The 16,950-nt window shown below is 70.7% G+C and carries 17 protein-coding genes; 12 read left to right on the top strand and 5 right to left on the bottom strand.

Annotation, left to right across the window (positions count from 1 at the left end):
• The first annotated feature begins 7 nt into the window (after nt 1-7).
• From OG302_RS38990 to OG302_RS39000, 3 genes are all read left to right on the top strand, one after another.
• Nucleotides 8-1,063: a fatty acid desaturase gene (locus tag OG302_RS38990; RefSeq protein WP_371749472.1), complete on the top strand. Its 1,056-nt coding sequence runs from the start codon at nt 8-10 to the stop codon at nt 1,061-1,063.
• 141 nt (nt 1,064-1,204) lie between these two features.
• Entirely contained in the window at nt 1,205-1,387 is a 183-nt protein-coding gene (locus OG302_RS38995; RefSeq protein WP_361841325.1) for a hypothetical protein, read from the top strand.
• 726 nt (nt 1,388-2,113) lie between these two features.
• Nucleotides 2,114-4,996, top strand: a complete 2,883-nt coding sequence (locus tag OG302_RS39000; protein ID WP_371749473.1) for a hypothetical protein — start codon at nt 2,114-2,116, stop codon at nt 4,994-4,996.
• Nucleotides 4,997-5,034: 38 nt separating this feature from the next.
• Here the strand turns inward: OG302_RS39000 and OG302_RS39005 are convergent, their stop codons facing one another.
• Entirely contained in the window at nt 5,035-5,922 is an 888-nt protein-coding gene (locus OG302_RS39005) for a hypothetical protein (protein WP_371749474.1), read from the bottom strand.
• A 490-nt stretch (nt 5,923-6,412) separates the two neighbouring features.
• Nucleotides 6,413-6,691: a hypothetical protein gene (locus tag OG302_RS39010; protein ID WP_371749475.1), complete on the bottom strand. Its 279-nt coding sequence runs from the start codon at nt 6,689-6,691 to the stop codon at nt 6,413-6,415.
• Between the two features lie 101 nt (nt 6,692-6,792).
• Between OG302_RS39010 and OG302_RS39015 the strand changes: the two genes are divergently transcribed.
• Entirely contained in the window at nt 6,793-7,698 is a 906-nt protein-coding gene (locus OG302_RS39015) for an oxygenase MpaB family protein (RefSeq protein ID WP_371749476.1), read from the top strand.
• Here OG302_RS39015 and OG302_RS39020 read toward each other — a convergent pair.
• Nucleotides 7,687-8,208 carry a PadR family transcriptional regulator gene (locus OG302_RS39020; RefSeq protein WP_371749477.1) on the bottom strand — a complete coding sequence of 174 codons (522 nt, stop codon included), beginning with the start codon at nt 8,206-8,208 and terminating at the stop codon, nt 7,687-7,689. The two genes, OG302_RS39015 and OG302_RS39020, sit on opposite strands and share 12 nt — an antisense overlap.
• Nucleotides 8,209-8,310: 102 nt before the next feature.
• On the opposite strand from OG302_RS39020, the gene OG302_RS39025 reads away from it, so the two are divergent.
• Nucleotides 8,311-9,066, top strand: a complete 756-nt coding sequence (locus OG302_RS39025) for an alpha/beta fold hydrolase (protein ID WP_371749478.1) — start codon at nt 8,311-8,313, stop codon at nt 9,064-9,066.
• A gap of 164 nt (nt 9,067-9,230) precedes the next feature.
• Here the strand turns inward: OG302_RS39025 and OG302_RS39030 are convergent, their stop codons facing one another.
• Entirely contained in the window at nt 9,231-9,830 is a 600-nt protein-coding gene (locus OG302_RS39030; RefSeq protein ID WP_371749479.1) for a class I SAM-dependent methyltransferase, read from the bottom strand.
• Nucleotides 9,831-9,981: 151 nt separating this feature from the next.
• Here OG302_RS39030 and OG302_RS39035 point away from each other — a divergent pair, with 151 nt between their 5' ends.
• The 5 genes from OG302_RS39035 (at nt 9,982) to OG302_RS39055 (ending at nt 14,827) form a co-directional block, all read left to right on the top strand.
• Nucleotides 9,982-10,755: an MHYT domain-containing protein gene (locus tag OG302_RS39035; protein ID WP_371749480.1), complete on the top strand. Its 774-nt coding sequence runs from the start codon at nt 9,982-9,984 to the stop codon at nt 10,753-10,755.
• Nucleotides 10,756-10,827: 72 nt separating this feature from the next.
• On the top strand, nt 10,828-13,380 hold the full coding sequence (locus OG302_RS39040) for a nitrate- and nitrite sensing domain-containing protein (protein ID WP_371749481.1): 2,553 nt from the start codon (nt 10,828-10,830) through the stop codon (nt 13,378-13,380).
• On the top strand, nt 13,377-13,811 hold the full coding sequence (locus OG302_RS39045; protein ID WP_371749482.1) for a roadblock/LC7 domain-containing protein: 435 nt from the start codon (nt 13,377-13,379) through the stop codon (nt 13,809-13,811). Before OG302_RS39040 ends, OG302_RS39045 begins: the two co-directional genes overlap by 4 nt.
• Nucleotides 13,812-13,830: 19 nt before the next feature.
• Nucleotides 13,831-14,244, top strand: a complete 414-nt coding sequence (locus OG302_RS39050) for a DUF742 domain-containing protein (RefSeq protein ID WP_371749483.1) — start codon at nt 13,831-13,833, stop codon at nt 14,242-14,244.
• The gene (locus OG302_RS39055; protein WP_371749484.1) at nt 14,225-14,827 is read left to right on the top strand and encodes an ATP/GTP-binding protein; all 603 of its coding nucleotides are present in this window, start codon (nt 14,225-14,227) and stop codon (nt 14,825-14,827) included. Before OG302_RS39050 ends, OG302_RS39055 begins: the two co-directional genes overlap by 20 nt.
• A gap of 46 nt (nt 14,828-14,873) precedes the next feature.
• Here OG302_RS39055 and OG302_RS39060 read toward each other — a convergent pair whose 3' ends face one another.
• The gene (locus OG302_RS39060; protein WP_371749485.1) at nt 14,874-15,302 is read right to left on the bottom strand and encodes a PPOX class F420-dependent oxidoreductase; all 429 of its coding nucleotides are present in this window, start codon (nt 15,300-15,302) and stop codon (nt 14,874-14,876) included.
• Nucleotides 15,303-15,395: 93 nt separating this feature from the next.
• Here OG302_RS39060 and OG302_RS39065 point away from each other — a divergent pair, with 93 nt between their 5' ends.
• Nucleotides 15,396-15,809, top strand: a complete 414-nt coding sequence (locus OG302_RS39065) for a roadblock/LC7 domain-containing protein (protein WP_371749486.1) — start codon at nt 15,396-15,398, stop codon at nt 15,807-15,809.
• A gap of 110 nt (nt 15,810-15,919) precedes the next feature.
• Complete coding sequence (locus OG302_RS39070) at nt 15,920-16,924, top strand: DUF6397 family protein (RefSeq protein ID WP_371749487.1); 1,005 nt, start codon at nt 15,920-15,922, stop codon at nt 16,922-16,924.
• Nucleotides 16,925-16,950 lie beyond the last annotated feature (26 nt).

Raw genomic sequence — 16,950 nt, forward strand, 5'->3', positions numbered from 1 at the left:
CCTCACCATGTCCCAGGCCGCCGCAGCAGTCGCGGAGCGTTCCCCAGGCACCTCCACACGGCAGACCGCCGGGAGCGACTTCGCGCCTCTCCTGCGCACCGTCAGGCAGCAGGGGCTCCTGGGCCGCCGCACCGGCTGGTACGCACGCACCATCGCGATCAACGCCATGGCACTGGCCGCCGTGGTGACGGGCATGTTCCTCGTCGGAGGCACCTGGTGGGTGCTGCTCCTCGCGCCCGTCCTGGCCGTCCTGTGCGCCCGCACGGCGTTCATAGGCCATGACGCGGGCCATTCCCAGATCACCGGCGACCGCGGCGTGAGCCGCGCCATCGGGCTCATTCACGGCAACCTCCTGCTCGGCATGAGCTCGGCCTGGTGGAACGACAAGCACAACCGCCACCACGCCAACCCCAATCACCTGGACAAGGACCCCGACGTCGCAGCGAACGTCCTCGTCTGGACCAGCAAGCAGGCCAAGGTCCGTGTGGGCTTCCAGCGCTGGCTCACCCGCAACCAGGCCTGGCTGTTCTTCCCGCTGACGCTGCTCCAGGGCATCGCCATGAAGATCTACGGCTTCCAGGACCTGCGCCGCCAGGCACCGCGCGAACGCGTCCTTGAGGGCTTCCTGCTGGTCGCGCACCTCGTCGGATACCTGACGCTCCTGCTCGTCACCATGCCGGTGGGCCACGCCCTCGCCTTCGCCGCGATCCATCAGGCGCTCTTCGGCCTGCACCTCGGACTGGCCTTCGCGCCCAACCACAAGGGCATGGAGATGCCCGACCCCGACGGGGAGCGATGGGGTCACCTCAGCCGCCAGGTCCTCACCTCGCGCAACATCCGTGGCAGCGCGCTGACCGACTGGTTCCTGGGCGGACTCAACTACCAGATCGAGCACCACCTGTTCCCGAGCATGCCCCGCCCCAGCCTGCGGCGCGCCCAGCCCCTGGTCCGCGCCCACTGCGCCGAGCTGGGCATGCCGTACACCGAGGCCGGATTCATCGACTCCTACCGCCAGGTACTGCGCCACATGTACGAGGTCGGCGAGCCGCTGAGGGTCGAGTAGCCGCACGGACGCGCCGCGTTCCTCAGGGTTACGTCAGGGTCGCCCCTCAGGGATCTATCAGGGGAGCATCTGGAACCGTGAGCGGTCCGGGCCCGTTTCTCAAGACAGAGAGCGGCAGCAGCCGCGAAGGAGGCGACACACATGTCGAAGAACGCGAAGATCGCCGCAGGAGGTGTGGCGGCCGGCCTCATCCTGTTGATCTGGCTGCCCTGGTGGGCCGCCCTCTTGATCGTGCTCGGGGTCCCGGCAGCGGCTTATCTGTCCCTCGACCCCGGACAGCGGCGCAGGCTGCGCCGCGTCTCACGCAAGGAGCTCGGCCACTGACCCGGCACCGCGCAGCGGGCACCACACCGATGAGCGGACACTCGGCACGGAGCGGCTGACGGCTTCTCCGCTCGCGGTCCTGCCATGGCGGCACCGCGAGCGGAAAACCCATTGCGCCCCAGAAGTTCGGCGGCGACCATGGCGCACATGACTTTCCGAAAGGAGGCCCGGCGATCCCACAGTGATCGCTGATGGCCGCATACGAGGCGTCGCGGACGCCGTCCCCCCAGCCGCAGCCCACTCCCGCGCCGCTGACGTCGGCCTGGCTGAAGGCCCACTTCGGCCCCCTGCCCTTCCCGGCCCGCATGAGCGCCCTCGCCTGCTACGCCCGTGCGCTCACCGAGGACGCGTACGGCACACTCCGTGCGGCTCTCGCCGTCGGCACCCCTGACGATCGGCACATCGGCCTCTTCCTGGCCGTTGCCCGGCGCGACCTGACCGCCATCGCCGAAGCCCTCGCCGATCCCCTCCTGCGCCGCCGCGCCCTCTCGGCCGCCATCCGGCTACCCGTGCCGGAAGCAGCCCTGGAACAGCTCGCGTTGAGCGACATCGGGGCGGCACGGCACGAGACCTACCGCGTCCTGCGCCTGAGTCGGCGGCACACCCTCGCCGCACGTCTGTTGCCCGAGGTCCACGAACGGTTCGGCGCACGGGACTGCCGCCCGGCTTCTGCCCGCATGCCCCGCCGAGACGGTCGGCGCATGGCTCCTCCGCCTCGATCCGCCCGTGGGCGTCCTGAGCGCGCTGACCCGCACCGCGCCGCTCGCCGTGGCCCAACTTCTCGTCACCCGCGGAGAGAGGCGTGCAGCCCGCGACCGCTCGCGTTTCACGGGCCGCGACCGTGCGCTCGCCAGCGCGGCCGCCGAACAAGACCCGGAAGCAGGGCTGCTGCTCCTGGCGCGGGCCCCGGATCTCCTGACCCCGCAAGCGGCCCGCACGCTGCTGCGTCGTCCGGCCGCGGTCCTCGAAACCCTGCGCGCGGCCCGACCCGGCCCCGATGGATCTCCTCGCGAACTACGGATCTGCGTGGGGGTGTTGCCGCCCGCCACAAGGCGGTCCCTGCGCGCACTCCCGCCCGCGGACTTGGTGGAGCTCGCCCGCCGATGCCCCGTGACGCAGCCACGCCACCGAGGGCCGGGGCGGCACGACATAGAACCCGACGGCCTCCTGGCGCTGCTGCCCGCACCGGAACGCCGTCTCCTCGTCGAAGAACGCACCGCCCGACCCCGCTCGGTGCGGAGCCTGCCCACGGCCGCACTCACGGCCCTGGAGCCGGCCGACAGGGCGGCGCTCGTCATGCCCTGGGTGGAGCGCTTCGCACGTCACGAATGGACACTGAGCCGCCTTGCCGTCGGGCTCCCGCTCGCCCTGGGCGAGCCGGTGCTGCGCGACATGGCCGGGCAACACCGCATCCACCAGCGCCAGATGGGGTGGCCCGCGCTGCTCGCCTGCGCGGAACTCGAAGGCGACCCGGCCGAGTTCGCCAGGATCGCGGGAGACTGCGAGCGGGCCTGGCACGACCAGGAGGAGGTACGCAGGGCCGCCCTCCAACAGCTCGCGGGGGCGCCCCCGCGTCTTCTCGCGGCGCTGCCCGACCGGGTCCTGCGCGACGCGGCACTGACCACCGTCCAGTCCCGCGACTCGACCAGCCACACCCTGGCCGCAGTGGAAAAGCTGCTCCGCCGTGCCGCGGAGAGCGCCGCGGCGACCGGCAGGCTGGACCGTGCGGCCTACACGACGGACCTGCTCTGCCACGTCGTGTCCGACCCGCGCTCCCGCACGACAGTCACGCCGCTGCGCATCGGCGAGGAGGCGGCACGTGCCGTCTGGTCCGCCGCGTCGTCGCCGGGCACACCGGCGCACCCCCATCTCCACACCGCCCTCGCGGAACTCCTCGCGCCGTACCTCACCGCGTTGCCGGACCTCGACGCCCTGGTGCGAGCCACGGCATGGGAGTCCGACGATCCGGAGATCGCCGCCCGCGCCGCAGCCGCCTGGGCGGGTCCCGCGGAACTGCGGGAGCGACGCAGCGCCGAACTGATCAGCCATGACGCATCGTTCGCGTTGGTGCCGGTCATCCTGCGCACCATCGTCACCCGGCGTACCGACCTGCTTGACCCGGTGCTGCTCGCCGCCAGGGAAGGGCTCAGCGGCCGGGCACGCCCCCGAGCCGTCGCCTGGGCCGCAGGGCTGCACAGCGGCATCACCGGCCGCTGGCTGCCCGAACAACGCCATGCGTGGAACGAACACCACGCGCGCGTGGCAGCGGACGAGCTGGCTCCCCTGCGTACCCGCGCCGATGCGGCAGCGCGGGTACGCGAACCCGCGCTGCTGACCAGGCTCGCGGAATCAGCGCCACAGCCCGTCGCCGCGGCGGCACTTGGCGCACTGGGCGACGTCCTCGGTGCGGCTCACGACGGCCTGCCGCCCGCCACCGAGCCACTCCTGGCCGCCCTGCTGCGGCACGCCGCGACGAGCGGCGTCCGGGGAAGGGCCGCCATGTCATCCGTCCGCCGACTCCTGGAGGCGGTGCCGGACCGGGAGGCATGCGCCCTGCTCGCGCCCGTGGCCTGTGCGGCGGATGCGCCCGTCGGCTCCCGCAAGGAAGCCGTCCGAGCCCTGGGCGTGCTCAGCGGCGCCGCGGCCTTCGACGCCCTGGTGGCTGCCTGGGACACGCCGCGGCAACACCGCGACGTACGCGCCGTCGTCGCGCGCCACCTCCTTGCCGCGATCGACCGTCCCGCCATCGCGGACCGGCTGGCTCGGGCGGCGGACGAACCCGCCGTACGGGAAGCGGTGGTCCACGCGCGCGTGGAGCCCGTGAGCGAATCCGCGCGGGAGGCCTACGCGGACTTCCTGGCCCGGCTGGTGAGGGACGGCGACGAAGAGACCGTGGTCGCCGCGTGCCGCGCCCTGCCCGCCTGGTTCACACCGGAATCAGCCGACGCCATGCGGGCCGTCGCCGATGTCGCGACGGACCCCGGGCGCCGTCGACGGGCGTGGGAGGCGGCCGCACAGCAGCTGGCCTGGTTCCCCCTCGGGCCGGTCGGAGGCCCCATCCTGAAGGACGTCATCCGGCGGCTTCAGGAACTCGCCGTCACGCCGGATCCGCGGGCGCGCGCTGACGGGCTCCGTCGGCTCTCCGGCGTCGCTGAGGCCATCCGCGTCCGTCAGGGCTCCGCCCGGACGCTCCTCATCGCCGACGCCCTGGCCCTGTCGCTGCACGCGGTGGGCCTGTACGCCGACGCGGCGGCCCTGACATGGGACACGTCGTTGGCTGCCGTGCGCCACGGCGTACATCATGCGGCGCGCTGGGAGCGGCTGTTGGATCTCATCGAGGAACGCCCCGAACGGCTGCCCCTGGGGAGCGGATTCCATCTCGATGCCCCGACGCCACGTGCGCGTGGCGCCCTGCTCGCGGCCGCTCGTCTGCTGCGCGAGCGGGGGACCCCGGCGGCCGGAGTGATGGCGCTCGCGCTGGTGCGTGTCGGTGGCCGGGCCACGTGCTGGGACGAGACCTGGCGCGACGAGCTGGCGGCACTGCGTGATCACCCGGACCACGACACGGCGATCGCCGCGTTCCTCCTCGCCTCCGAGCAGCATCCATGACGTGACCCTGGACCAGAGGGCCAGGGCCGCCAGGGGTGTCAGGAGGGGCGTACGGCCATCTTGTCGAGCGCGTCCAGGAGCCAGGGGAGTTCGGGGCCGCGGCCCACCGGCAGCACCTCGCCCGGCTCTTCGTCGAGAAGCACGAACGCGATGTCGTCGGTCCTGGCGACCATGGACCAGCCAGGGCCGTCGGCACGAAGGATGCGTGCCTCCCCCGAGGCGAAAGAGGACCGCACGCGGCCAAGAGGCGGAGGGGTGCTCACATACGCCCGCGCTTCCGCCAGCACGCGCCGTACGCCCGTGAGGGGAGCCTGAGCGGCTTCAGCGTCGCCGTCGGCATCGGCACCGGCCTTGGAGGCGTCGCCGTTCTCCGGGCCGGTGTCCTCGCTCTCCTGCGCCGCGTCCGCCCCGGCACTGTCGGCCAAGAAGTCGGCGTCGTCGATCTGCTCGCGCCACGCCGCCCACTGGAGCGCGATCTCGTCGGCGCCGAGCCGACGCTGAGCAGGGCCCCAGGTGTCGGACTGAGGAGGTGAGAGCGGCTTTTCATCCGCTTCCTCGGGCTCGGGATCGTGCGGCGCGGGCACGTTGGGCGCCGCGACGGCTACCGCGAGCGGCCAGCCGGGCAGGGCGGCGACCACCGTACGCTCGTCGGGCGACAGGTCGTACTCCATGCCGCAGTCCCAGGAGGCGATGGCGACGGCGACCAGCGACACGTCGTCGACGACGACGGTCCACCGGGCGCCCTCACCGTCCTGACCGAGCACCAGGCCGTACCCGTCGGCGAGTGGCGAGAGCCCCAGGGCCGCGCACGCCTCCGGATAGTCGTCACCGAGCACACTCGGGAACTTCGCGGGTGTCAGCAGCACCGCGGTCAGCACGTACAGCGCGTCGTCCTCGGCGGCGACTGCGTCGTCCGTTCCGGCCATGCCAGCCTCCCCATCGCTTCATCCGTCGGCGCACCCTAACCACAGGTCCGCTTGATCGTCGAGGGGTGTGTGACCAGGAAGAGCGCTTGTGCGCACCGGGAAACTCGCTCGTAGGCCCCGTAGCGGACGCCTACGCTGGCTGTCATGCCCAGAGCGAGTTCGCACTTCGTATGCCTGCCGTGCCGCGCTTCTTTCAAGAAGTCGGCCGACCACGGCCACGCGCGTGCCGACATCTGCCCGCAGTGCGGAGGCCAGTTGTTCGACGCGGGCTCAGCGCTCGCCGTGCCCAAGCGCCGCGACAAGGCGGCCTGGCGCGCCTTGAGCGCGGTCCTGCTGTCGGGACTCCGCTTCCGGCAGGGCTGCTGCGGCGACGGCCCCGGCTACCGCCCACGCACCCTGCGCGAGGTCCGGGACCGCCTCGCACACGCGGCCGATGAAGGCAGCCCCGTCCACGAGGCGCTGATCTGCCCCGATCCCACGCACACGGACGTCAGGCGGCAGGCAGGCCGAGGAGCGTACGCGCCACGTCGTTCGGCGTCTCGTCGCGCTCCCGGGCGAGGGCGATGACGGCTCGGCAGGCGAGTTCGCTGACACCGAAGGACAGGGCCTCCGGCGACACCCAGCCCGTGGCCTGGTCCATGCGGTCCTGGTCGTCCTCGGCGCACGCGGCCACGTAGACGGCAGCCGCCTCGAAGAGGTTGTGCGGGCGCTCCGCCTTGCTGCGAACCGCTTCGTCCGTGCGCCACAGCTTGCTGAGTTTGCCGAACATGTGGGCCACCTTCCCCCGGGTTGCGGTTGCCGCTGATGACCACTCACTTGCCGTACTCCAACGTAGGGTTGTAGCTCCGGCGACAGAAGGGGGGCCGTGCGGTGAAGCGCTATGACCGGCTCAAGCAAATTCGGCGTCTCAACCCCGAGAGGGACGCCCTCACGATCTACCGGCTCACCGCGACGTACGAGTTCCCCTGGGATTTCACCCGCGCACTCGAGCTCGCGCTCTACCGCACCTACGCCGTGCCCAGCATCGGCCGACTCCTCGCCGAGACGGCGGAACTGACGGACCGTACGCAGAAGCGGTACGACGACACGGCCCTGCTCCTGGACACCGTCGTGGAGCACGGCTTCGGAACGGACGAGGGTCGTACCGCGATCCGCCGCATCAACCAGATGCACCGGAGCTACGACATCAGCAACGACGACATGCGCTACGTGTTGTGCACGTTCGTGGTGATGCCCAAGCGCTGGATCGACGCCTACGGATGGCGCAAGCTCTCACGCCACGAGACGACCGCGGCCGCCGTCTACTACCGCACGTTGGGGCGGCACATGGGGATCCAGGACATCCCGGACTCCTACGAAGCCTTCGAGAAGTGTCTCGATGCCTACGAAGAGGCCTACTTCGCGTGGGACGAGGGCGCGCGACAGGTCTCCGACTCGACCCTCGACCTCATGGCCTCCTGGTACCCGCGCCCGCTGGCGCCCTTGTTGCGTGCCTCGACCCTCGCCCTGCTCGACGAGCCCCTCCTGCGGGCCTTCCGCTACGAACCGCCGAGCCCCGTCACTCGCACGCTGGTCAGGCGAGCGGTGCGGTTGCGCGGCCGTGCCGTGCGTCTGATGCCGCCCCGTGACGCACCGCATTACGCCCGGCAGAATTGGGAGATCAAGGGCTACCCGAAGGGGTACCGGGTCGGCGAGCTCGGCACCTTCCCGGTGCCCGGCGTTCGTGGCTGCCCGGTGGCGCACACGGGTGAAGCGGAGGCCACCTCAGCGGAGTGAGCTCAGCGTCGTCCGTAGCCAGGCGAGTTCCGCACGGCTCGTCGCGCGGGCGATGGTGAGGATGCCGCGGCGGAACGGGTCGTCCAGATCCTCGGCGCGCAGCGGGTGCTCGCCGTCGTAGAAGAAGCTGGCCGGCTCATCGAGGAAGGCCAGGCGGCGTTCGAGGACCGCCGCCTGGGCCGCCTTGTCGTCGACGTGGCGGAGAAAGGCGAGGACCGTGAACCAGCGGTTCTCGTCGGTGATGTCGGTCCGCTGCGGCTCCGTGAGCCTGCGGCGCAGCTCGCTCCTGCCCTCGTCGGTGAGGTTCAGGACATGGCGCGGGGCCGCCACGGCGCCGGGCTGTGTCTCACGGGCCAGCAGGTCGGCCTTCTCCAGCCGTTTGATGGCGGGGTACAGCGTGCTCTCCGCGACCGGGCGTACGTGCCCGGTCAGTGCGGTGATGCGCTTGCGCAGCTCATAGCCGTGCAGGGGCGCGTCGTAGAGGAATCCGAGGATGGCCAATTCGAGCATGCCGTGCATTCTGCCGTACCGACGCTGTACCTCATCCTCGCAATACATCGGTGTCGATGTATTCTCCTTGGCGGGCAAGCGTGGACGAGTGAGGGAGTGGCGATGCGACAGGCACGGTTCGACGCGCAGGGCAGCTGTGTCCGCTGGACGGAGAGCGAGGGATCCGACCCGGCCCGGGTGTACGTGCACGGGCTCGGCGCGGCGTCGACGGTCTATCACGCGCATATCGCGGCCCGGCCCGAGCTGGCCGGCCGCCGGTCGCTCTTCGTCGACCTGCCGGGCCACGGCATCAGCGACCGCCCGGCAGACTTCGGCTACTCCTTGGAGGAACACGCGGACGCCCTTGCTGCGGCGCTGGACGAGGCCGGGGTGACCGGAGCGGAGATCGTCGCCCACAGCATGGGCGGCTCCGTCGCCATCGTGCTCGCGCACCGCCGCGGCGACCTGGTGTCACGGCTCGTCCTCACCGAGGCCAACCTCGACCCCAACCCGGCCGTGACAGCGGGCAGCAGTGGCATCGCGGCCTACGAAGAGGAGGACTTCGTGGCGACCGGCCACGCGCGCGTGCTCGACAAGGTCGGCCCTCTGTGGGCGGCGACCATGCGGCTCGCCGACCCCTGCGCCCTGCACCGCAGCGCAAGGGGACTGGTGAGAGGAACGATGCCCACGATGCGCGCGATGCTCATGGAGCTGCATGTGGAGCGTGTCTTCCTGCAGGGCGCACGGAGCGGCGAACTCATGGGTGCAGAAGAGCTGGTGGCATCCGGGGTGCGGGTGGTGACCGTGCCCAAGGCGGGGCATAACGTCATGTTCGACAACCCGAAGGCGTTCGCCGCCGCCGTCGCCGGACGCCGGTGATCCACCAAAGATGTTCACGGCCCGACACCCCGGTGGGGTCGCGTTCGATAACACCCTTCGATGATGTCTCGGCACCTACGTCGATCGCCCGTCCGTGATGAGCCCGACCACGGAGAGAGAGGGCGCACCCACACATGCGGTGCTACCCGTCCCGCCGTCCCGGCCTAGTCCTTCCGTACCGCCAGAGCGAGGAACCGCGTGTCCTCGTCCACGTACGACGTCAGCTCCCAGCCCGCATCGGCGAGCAGCGGGCGGAGGGTCGCCTCGGCCCGCAGATCGTCCGGGGTGATCTGACGGCCCTGCCGCGCCGCGAGCGCCGCCCGGCCGATGGGGTGGAAGAGGGCGAGGAGCCCTCCGGGACGCACGACGCGCCTCAACTCCCGCAGGTTCTGCGCCGGATCGGGCAGATGGGAGATCAAGCCCGCGCCGAAGACGGCGTCAAGCGAGGCGTCACGCACCGGGAGCCGGGTCACGTCCGCGAGCAGGAGCTGCCCCGCGCGGTCCCTGCCCGCCTGTGTGGCGGCCTCCAGCATGGCAGGCGTCAGGTCGAGCCCGAGGACGACTCCGGACGCTCCTACGGCCTCCCTGAGTGCGGGCAGCGCACGCCCGGTGCCGCACCCGGCGTCGAGGACTCGGCCCCCAGGGCGCAGGCCGAGTTCGGACGCGGCAGCCCGGTAGGCGGGCCCGTCATCGGGGAACCGGCTGTCCCAGTCGGCCGCTCGGGCGGAGAAGAAGTCACGGACACGCGTGTGGTCATCGCTCATGTGGCCATGATTGCTCAACGACTCGCATGTGCGTCGGGGGCACATGTTCGGGCGTGACGCGATCGTTCAAGGCCCTCTCTCTGTCACATTCCAAAACCTTTCGAACTGCGCCCCCGTCGTGCGCCCCTGTCAGGACTAGCGTCCCGGAGCCATGGGACACCTGGACCACGCCACCTTCGGCTGGCTGACCCCCGTGCTGTCGTACGCGATGGCCTGTATCGGCGCCGCCCTGGGGCTGCGCTGCACCGTCCGTGCGCTCGGTGCCACGGGCACCTCACGCCGCAACTGGCTCATCACCGCGGCCTCCGCCATCGGCACGGGCATCTGGACGATGCACTTCGTGGCCATGCTCGGCTTCGGCGTCACCGGCACCGGGATCCACTACAACGTGCCCCTGACGATCCTGAGCCTCGTCGTCGCGATGGCCGTCGTCGGAGTCGGCGTCTTCGCCGTCGGCTACGGCCGCGCACGCGGGCGTGCGCTCGCGCTCGGCGGGCTCACCACCGGGCTCGGCGTCGCGAGCATGCATTACCTGGGCATGGCCGCGCTGCGCCTGCACGGCGACGTGCACTACGACCCTCTGCTGGTGGGCCTCTCCGTGGTCATCGCCGTCGTCGCCGCGACCGCGGCCTTGTGGGCGGCGCTCAACATCAAGTCGCCTCTCGCCGTCGCCGTCGCGTCACTTGTCATGGGCGGTGCGGTCAGCAGCATGCACTACACCGGAATGCTGGCCGTGAGCGTGCGGGTCACTGAGTCGGGTGCGGCACTGCCCGGGGCGACGACCATGCAGTTCATCTTCCCCCTCGCGGTCGGCCTCGGCTCCTATCTCTTCCTGACCTCGGCGTTCGTCGCGCTCTCCCCGACCTCGGGGGAGCGTGCGGCATCCGTTGCGGCCCAGCGACCGGTGGAGCGTGCCGCCGGATAGCGGCGCACCGGTCACGTCCGGCCGAACACGGTCCGGTGGACACACCCCGAAATCTTTCCGAGCGAGGAGGCCATGCGTACACCCCGTAGGACCCCCGACCCGGCCGACGGCATAGCGCCGCCGAAGTCCGAGGCCCCGGCACGCGGCCGACGCGCACACGCGGGTCCGCCCGCCGACGAACGGCACGACGCGGAAGCCCCCTTGGGGCCCGCACCACGGACGACCCCGGCATCGCGCGAGCGCTCGCGGTGGCCACGCCCACGCACCGTACGAGCCAAGATCGTGTGCCTGCTGATGGTGCCGGTCGTCTCCCTGCTCGGTCTGTGGGGGTACGCCACGGTCCGCACGGCCCAGGACGTCGCACATCTGCGGCAGTTGCAGCGCGTCGACGCGGAGGTCCGCGGCCCCGTCGAGACAGCCATCGCCGCACTGCAGGCCGAGCGTGCGACAGCCGTGCGTTACGCCACTCGGCCCGCCCCCGACGGTGGCAGCGAACTCAAGAGGCACGCGGTGCGCACGGACCGCGCGGTGGCGAAGCTGCGGCGTGGCGAGGGCCGGACGGTCGCCGATGGCGCTGACCTGCCAACGGGCGTGGCGTCCAGGCTTGAATCGTTCGTCTCCGCCGCCGAGGGCTTGAGTACGTTGCGGACCGACGTGCTCGACGGGCGCTCCGGCTGGGACGCGGCCTACGGCCAGTACACGAAGACCATCTCGGACGCCTTCGGGGTCGGCGGCGCCCTCACCGGCATTCAGGACGCCGAACTCGGCTCCGACGCGCGCGTGCTGCTCGAATTCTCCAGGGCCGCCGAAATGCTGGCGCGCGAGGACGTCGTTCTGTCCAGCGCCCGGCTCGACGGCTCCCTGAACGGCGAGAGGCTGCGGCAGTTCACCGGAGCCGTCGACACCCGGCGGACCTTGACCGACACGGCTGTGGCGGACCTGCGCGGACCCGAACGAGCAGCTTGGCAGAACCTCGCGGAGGGGAGCGCGTACGCCGACGTGCGCGCCGTCGAGGACAAGGTGCTCGTCGCACCGCCGGGCCGCAAAGCCGCTGAAGCGTCATCGACCGTGAAGTGGGACAGCGCGCACGCGGCGGTACGGGACGAGTTGCACGCGATCGACGTGGGCGCGAGCCGCAGCGCCGCGGGCCGGGCCGACCCGTTCACCCGTGGGCTGCTCACCTCGGCGGGCGCCGCCGTGCTGTTCGGCCTCCTGGCCGTCGCCGCCTCGCTCGTCATCTCCGTACGCATCGGGCGAGGCCTGGTCGTCGAGCTGGTGAGTCTGCGCAACGGTGCCCTGGAGATCGCCCGCCACAAACTCCCGCAGGCCATGCAGAGGCTGCGCGCCGGCGAGGAGCTCGACATCCACGTCGAAGCACCACCAGGACCGCCCGCGGAGGATGAGACGGGACAGGTCTACGAAGCGCTGGGCACGGTGCACCGTGCCGCCCTGCACGCCGCCATCGAGCGTGCCGAACTCGCCAGCGGCATCTCGGGCGTCTTCGTCAACCTCGCCCGGAGGAGCCAGGTCCTCGTCCACCGCCAGCTCAGCCTCCTCGACCACATGGAGCGCAGGTCGGACGATCCGAACGAACTCAGCGACCTCTTCCGGCTCGACCACCTCACCACCCGGATGAGGCGACATGCCGAGAGCCTGATCATCCTCTCCGGAGCCGCTCCGGGACGCGCATGGCGCCTGCCCGTACCCCTAACGAACGTCGTCCGTGCGGCCGTCTCCGAAGTCGAGGACTACGCGCGCGTGGAGGTACGACAACTCCCCGTCGCCGCAGTCGTCGGCACGGCCGTCGCCGACCTCACCCACCTCCTGGCCGAACTGGTCGAGAACGCAGCCCAGTTCTCGCCGCCCCACACCAAGGTGCGGGTCAACGGCGAACCGGTCGGCAACGGCTACGCCCTGGAGATCGAGGACCGTGGCCTCGGCATGGGCGCGGAGACCCTGGCCGAGGCGAACCATCGCATCGAGCAGTCCGAAGCGCTCGATCTGTTCGACAGCGACCAGCTGGGCCTCTTCGTTGTCAGCAGGCTCGCCGCGCGGCACGGGATCAAAGTGCACCTCAGCACGTCCCCTTACGGCGGCACCACAGCGGTCGTCCTTCTGCCCACCGCACTGCTGCAGAGCACCACGCCGGAGAGCCCCGGAGCCCACACCATGAAACGTGACCGTGAACAGGACGGGCACACACGCGTGCCCGATGCCGCACCGATAAACGGCAATTCCGTGCCCGCCAAGGCCGCCCGCCCCGCACTGGCCCCGTCGACCGAGACCCCGGCGGCGACGCCCCCAGGCGTCACGGCTCTCCGCCTGCACAAGCCCCCGGGCCCGGAACCCGAGAGCGCCCCGGAGCCTTCGGACGATCTCCCGCGCCGCGTGCGCCAGGCCAGCCTGGCCCCCCAGCTGCGCGAGCGCCCCCACGCCGACGAGGCCGGATCCGTGAGCGTGCGCGAAGACACCGAACGCAGTCCCGAACAGGTACGGGACCGCATGACCGCCTACCGCGACGGCTGGGCCCGCGGCGGCGGCCGACGGCCGGGCATCGTCGGCGCGCTCCCCGATATCCCGGGGTCCGCACCGGCCAGTGACAGCACCGAAGGAGATCTCGCATGATCCAGGATCAGAGCATCACCGCCGGCAGAACCGGCGAACTCGACTGGTTGCTCGATGACTTGGTGCTGCGCGTCGGTGAGGTGCGGCACGCCGTGGTGCTCTCCAACGACGGGCTCGCCGTCGGCGCCTCGACCGCCCTCACCCGGGAGGACGCCGAACACCTCGCCGCGGTCGCCTCCGGTTTCCACAGCCTCGCCAAGGGCGCGGGCCGGCACTTCGGAGCCGGGGGAGTGCGGCAGACCATGGTGGAGATGGACGACGCCTTCCTGTTCGTGGCAGCGGCGGGCGACGGCTCCTGCCTCGCCGTACTCAGCTCTGTGACCGCCGACATCGGCCTGGTCGCCTACGAGATGGCGCGCCTGGTCAAACGGGTGGGCGAGCATCTCTACACGCCACCGCGCTTCGCGGCGCAGCCGCCGACCGTCGGATGACGCAGGGCGGTCGACACAGATGACCGAGGACAGGAGCGGCGCCCCCCGCGACGCGGGCGTCCAGTGGTACGACAACGAAGCCGGACCACTGGTCCGTCCCTACGCGATGACGGGCGGGCGGACCCAACCGGGCCCCAGCGGAGTGCGCTTCGATCTGATCGCACTCGTCACGCTGGCCGAGAACGCGCCGTCATCCGGCGACGGCACCGCACTCGGCCCGGAGCACAGGTCGCTCATCGAACTGTGCCGCACCGAGACCCAGTCGGTCGCCGAACTGGCGGCAGGCGCCGATCTGCCCGTCGGCGTGGTCCGAGTACTGCTCGGCGACCTGCTGGAAATGGGCTGCGTGAAGGTGAACCGACCCGTGCCACCGGCACAGCTACCCGACGAGAAGATCCTGCGAGAGGTGATCGATGGGCTCCGAGCGCTCTGACGCCGACGACGACACGACCGCCATGGCGTTGAAGATTCTGGTCGCGGGCGGTTTCGGGGTGGGCAAGACCACCCTGGTCGGCGCGGTCAGCGAGATCCGCCCGCTGCGCACCGAGGAACTCCTCAGCGAGGCGGGCCAGTCGGTAGACGACACCGGTGGAGTCGACCGCAAGACCACGACGACCGTCGCCATGGACTTCGGCCGCATCACCATCAGGTCGGGCCTGTCGCTTTACCTCTTCGGTACGCCTGGCCAGGACCGTTTCTGGTTCCTGTGGGACGAGCTGTCCCAGGGCGCGCTCGGTGCCGTCGTCCTCGCGGACACCCGACGGCTCGAGGACTGCTTCCCCGCCGTCGACTACTTCGAGCACCGGCACATCCCGTTCGTGGTGGCCGTCAACTGCTTCGCGACCGCCCGTACGTACGGTGCACAGGAAGTGTCACGGGCCCTGGACCTCGACCGCGGCACCCCCGTGGTGCTGTGCGACGCACGGGACCGCGATTCGGGAAAGGAGGTGCTGATACGCCTGGTCGAGTATGCCGGGCGGATGCATACCGCCCGGCTGCTCGACACGGTGGGTTGAGGCCGGCCGTTCAGTCGCTGAGGCCGGCCGGTGAGTTGAGGTGTCGTCAGTCGGCGACCGAGCCGAGAGCGATCACCTTGTCGATCTTGACGCGCACGAGCAGCTCACCGGGCACGCCATTGCGCTCGCCGAACTCCTCGGCGCGCCCCTCACCCATGTAGCGGGCGCCGAGCCGACCGGCCCAGTGCCGTACCTCGTCGAGATCGTCGCTCAGTCGTGCCTGCCCTTGCAGGACCACGAACGCGAACGGAGGCTTGTCGTCGTCCACACATAGGGCGACACGCCCGTCTCGCGCCAGATTCCGCCCCTTGACGGTCTCCGCCCCGGTGTTGAACACCAGCTCGTCCCCGTCCAGCAGGAACCAGATTGGTGCGATATGGGGGCTTCCGTCCGCGCGGACGGTCGACAGCTTGCCGGTTCGGGTGCCCTGCGAGAGGAACGCCCGCCACTGGTCCTCGGTCATCTTCTGTGCCATGCCCTCATCATGCTTGCCGGGGGGCCGATGGTGGGGAAGGCTGGCAGGTCAGTTCCTCCAGGCAGGGGGAACAGAAGGCGGGGAGACGGGAACATGGTGCAGAACACGGGCCTCGGCTGGCTGCTCGACGACTTGACCAAGCGCATGGAGCCCGTACGGCACGCTCTCGTGCTGTCCAACGACGGCCTGGTGACCGGCGCGAGCTCGGAACTGAAGCGCGAGGACGCGGAACATCTGGCCGCCGTCTCATCGGGTCTGCACAGCTTGGCCAAGGGCTCGGGGCGGCACTTCCATGCGGGCAGCGTGCGTCAGACGATGATCGAGTTCGACGACGCGGTCCTGTTCGTCACGGCGGCCGGTGACGGCAGTTGCCTGTGCGTCCTCAGCTCCGCGGAGGCGGACATCGGTCAGGTCGCGTACGAGATGACACTTCTCGTCAATCGGGTCGGCGAACATCTGGGTGTGGGCGCCCGGCAGCCGGAACGGACACCAGTCGTAGACCTCTGACCAGCTGAAACATCGACGCGGCGAGAGTTATCCACAGGCTCGGCGCGGATCGCGGTGATCGCGCTACGGTTTTTCCCGAGAGCAAAGACGCCTCACGGGGGAGAACCACCATGACAGGTCACACGATCACCCAGGAATCCGCCGAAACGGCAGTGCGGACATCGGTCACGCAGGGCCACGCGGCACGAGAACTGGGGCTGAAGCGCGGCGAGTTCGAGCTCGCCGTGATGCTGGGACGCGTCCGCACCGTCAGCGACACGGTCGGTGGGCGGCGCCGCGTCACACGCGAGGAGATCGAGCGCGTCCGGGCGGGGGACACCTTTCCTGAGGGATGGCTGGACCGGATGAGAGCCGTGGGGACCAAGGAGGGCGCGGCTCTCATGGACATCTCCACGGCCCGGTTCACCCGGCTCACCCGCGCAGGCTTCATCATGCCGGTGAAGTTCTACCTCAACCGCTATCGGGCGGTGGTCTGGCTGTATCTGGCCGAGGAGCTGAAGCATTTCGCCGAGTCCGAGGTCAACGCCCGTCTGCTCACCGGCCGAGCACCCAGCACGATCCGCACTCAGCTGGAGGCGGGCATCGACCTGCGGGCACGTAACTGGCGGGGTCGCCGGGCGGGAGCGCTGCTGCAGCAGGCCGACGATCCCTGGGAGCGCGCCGCGGCCGTGGCTTCGCTGCTCGACCCGGTCCAGATCGCGGAGATCATCAAGGATCCGTACGAACGCGCCTACGTACGAAGGCTCATGCCCGAGCCCTTCGGCCAGGGCGCACCGGAGTCACCGGCGGGACGGATCATCCAGAAGATCATGACCGCGGACGATCCCAACGAGATCCGCTGGCTGCGGGCGCACCTCACCATCAGCCTCTCCCAGGCCCGAGGAGAGCGCCCAGCGCCACGGCCCGCGCCGAAGCCCCAGTCCGCCCCGACGCCCGATGCCGCCCATGGGCCTCGGGCAGAGACCGAGACCGAGACCGAGACCGAGGCCCAGGGGATCCCGCTCTTCACCCCGCAGCACGGGACACAGGCCGCCGCACTGCCCGACGAAGGGAAGACAGCGCGGCTGCCGGAGCCACGAGGTCTGCTCAAGTGGATGCGCCGCAGGGGAGCGTAGCCACGCAGCATGAGGACAGGCCCGGC

Origin of the sequence: Streptomyces sp. NBC_01283 (assembly GCF_041435335.1) — a bacterium.
GTDB lineage: Bacteria > Actinomycetota > Actinomycetes > Streptomycetales > Streptomycetaceae > Streptomyces.

Bases quoted from the DNA above. Each gene is read 5' to 3' on its own strand.
- OG302_RS38990 (WP_371749472.1), top strand. From the start codon at position 8: ATGTCCCAGGCCGCCGCAGCAGTCGCGGAGCGTTCCCCAGGCACCTCC.
- OG302_RS38995 (WP_361841325.1), top strand. From the start codon at position 1,205: ATGTCGAAGAACGCGAAGATCGCCGCAGGAGGTGTGGCGGCCGGCCTC.
- OG302_RS39005 (WP_371749474.1), bottom strand. From the start codon at position 5,922: ATGGCCGGAACGGACGACGCAGTCGCCGCCGAGGACGACGCGCTGTAC.
- OG302_RS39010 (WP_371749475.1), bottom strand. From the start codon at position 6,691: ATGTTCGGCAAACTCAGCAAGCTGTGGCGCACGGACGAAGCGGTTCGC.
- OG302_RS39020 (WP_371749477.1), bottom strand. From the start codon at position 8,208: ATGCTCGAATTGGCCATCCTCGGATTCCTCTACGACGCGCCCCTGCAC.
- OG302_RS39025 (WP_371749478.1), top strand. From the start codon at position 8,311: ATGCGACAGGCACGGTTCGACGCGCAGGGCAGCTGTGTCCGCTGGACG.
- OG302_RS39030 (WP_371749479.1), bottom strand. From the start codon at position 9,830: ATGAGCGATGACCACACGCGTGTCCGTGACTTCTTCTCCGCCCGAGCG.
- OG302_RS39035 (WP_371749480.1), top strand. From the start codon at position 9,982: ATGGGACACCTGGACCACGCCACCTTCGGCTGGCTGACCCCCGTGCTG.
- OG302_RS39040 (WP_371749481.1), top strand. From the start codon at position 10,828: ATGCGTACACCCCGTAGGACCCCCGACCCGGCCGACGGCATAGCGCCG.
- OG302_RS39045 (WP_371749482.1), top strand. From the start codon at position 13,377: ATGATCCAGGATCAGAGCATCACCGCCGGCAGAACCGGCGAACTCGAC.
- OG302_RS39050 (WP_371749483.1), top strand. From the start codon at position 13,831: ATGACCGAGGACAGGAGCGGCGCCCCCCGCGACGCGGGCGTCCAGTGG.
- OG302_RS39055 (WP_371749484.1), top strand. From the start codon at position 14,225: ATGGGCTCCGAGCGCTCTGACGCCGACGACGACACGACCGCCATGGCG.
- OG302_RS39060 (WP_371749485.1), bottom strand. From the start codon at position 15,302: ATGGCACAGAAGATGACCGAGGACCAGTGGCGGGCGTTCCTCTCGCAG.
- OG302_RS39065 (WP_371749486.1), top strand. From the start codon at position 15,396: ATGGTGCAGAACACGGGCCTCGGCTGGCTGCTCGACGACTTGACCAAG.
- OG302_RS39070 (WP_371749487.1), top strand. From the start codon at position 15,920: ATGACAGGTCACACGATCACCCAGGAATCCGCCGAAACGGCAGTGCGG.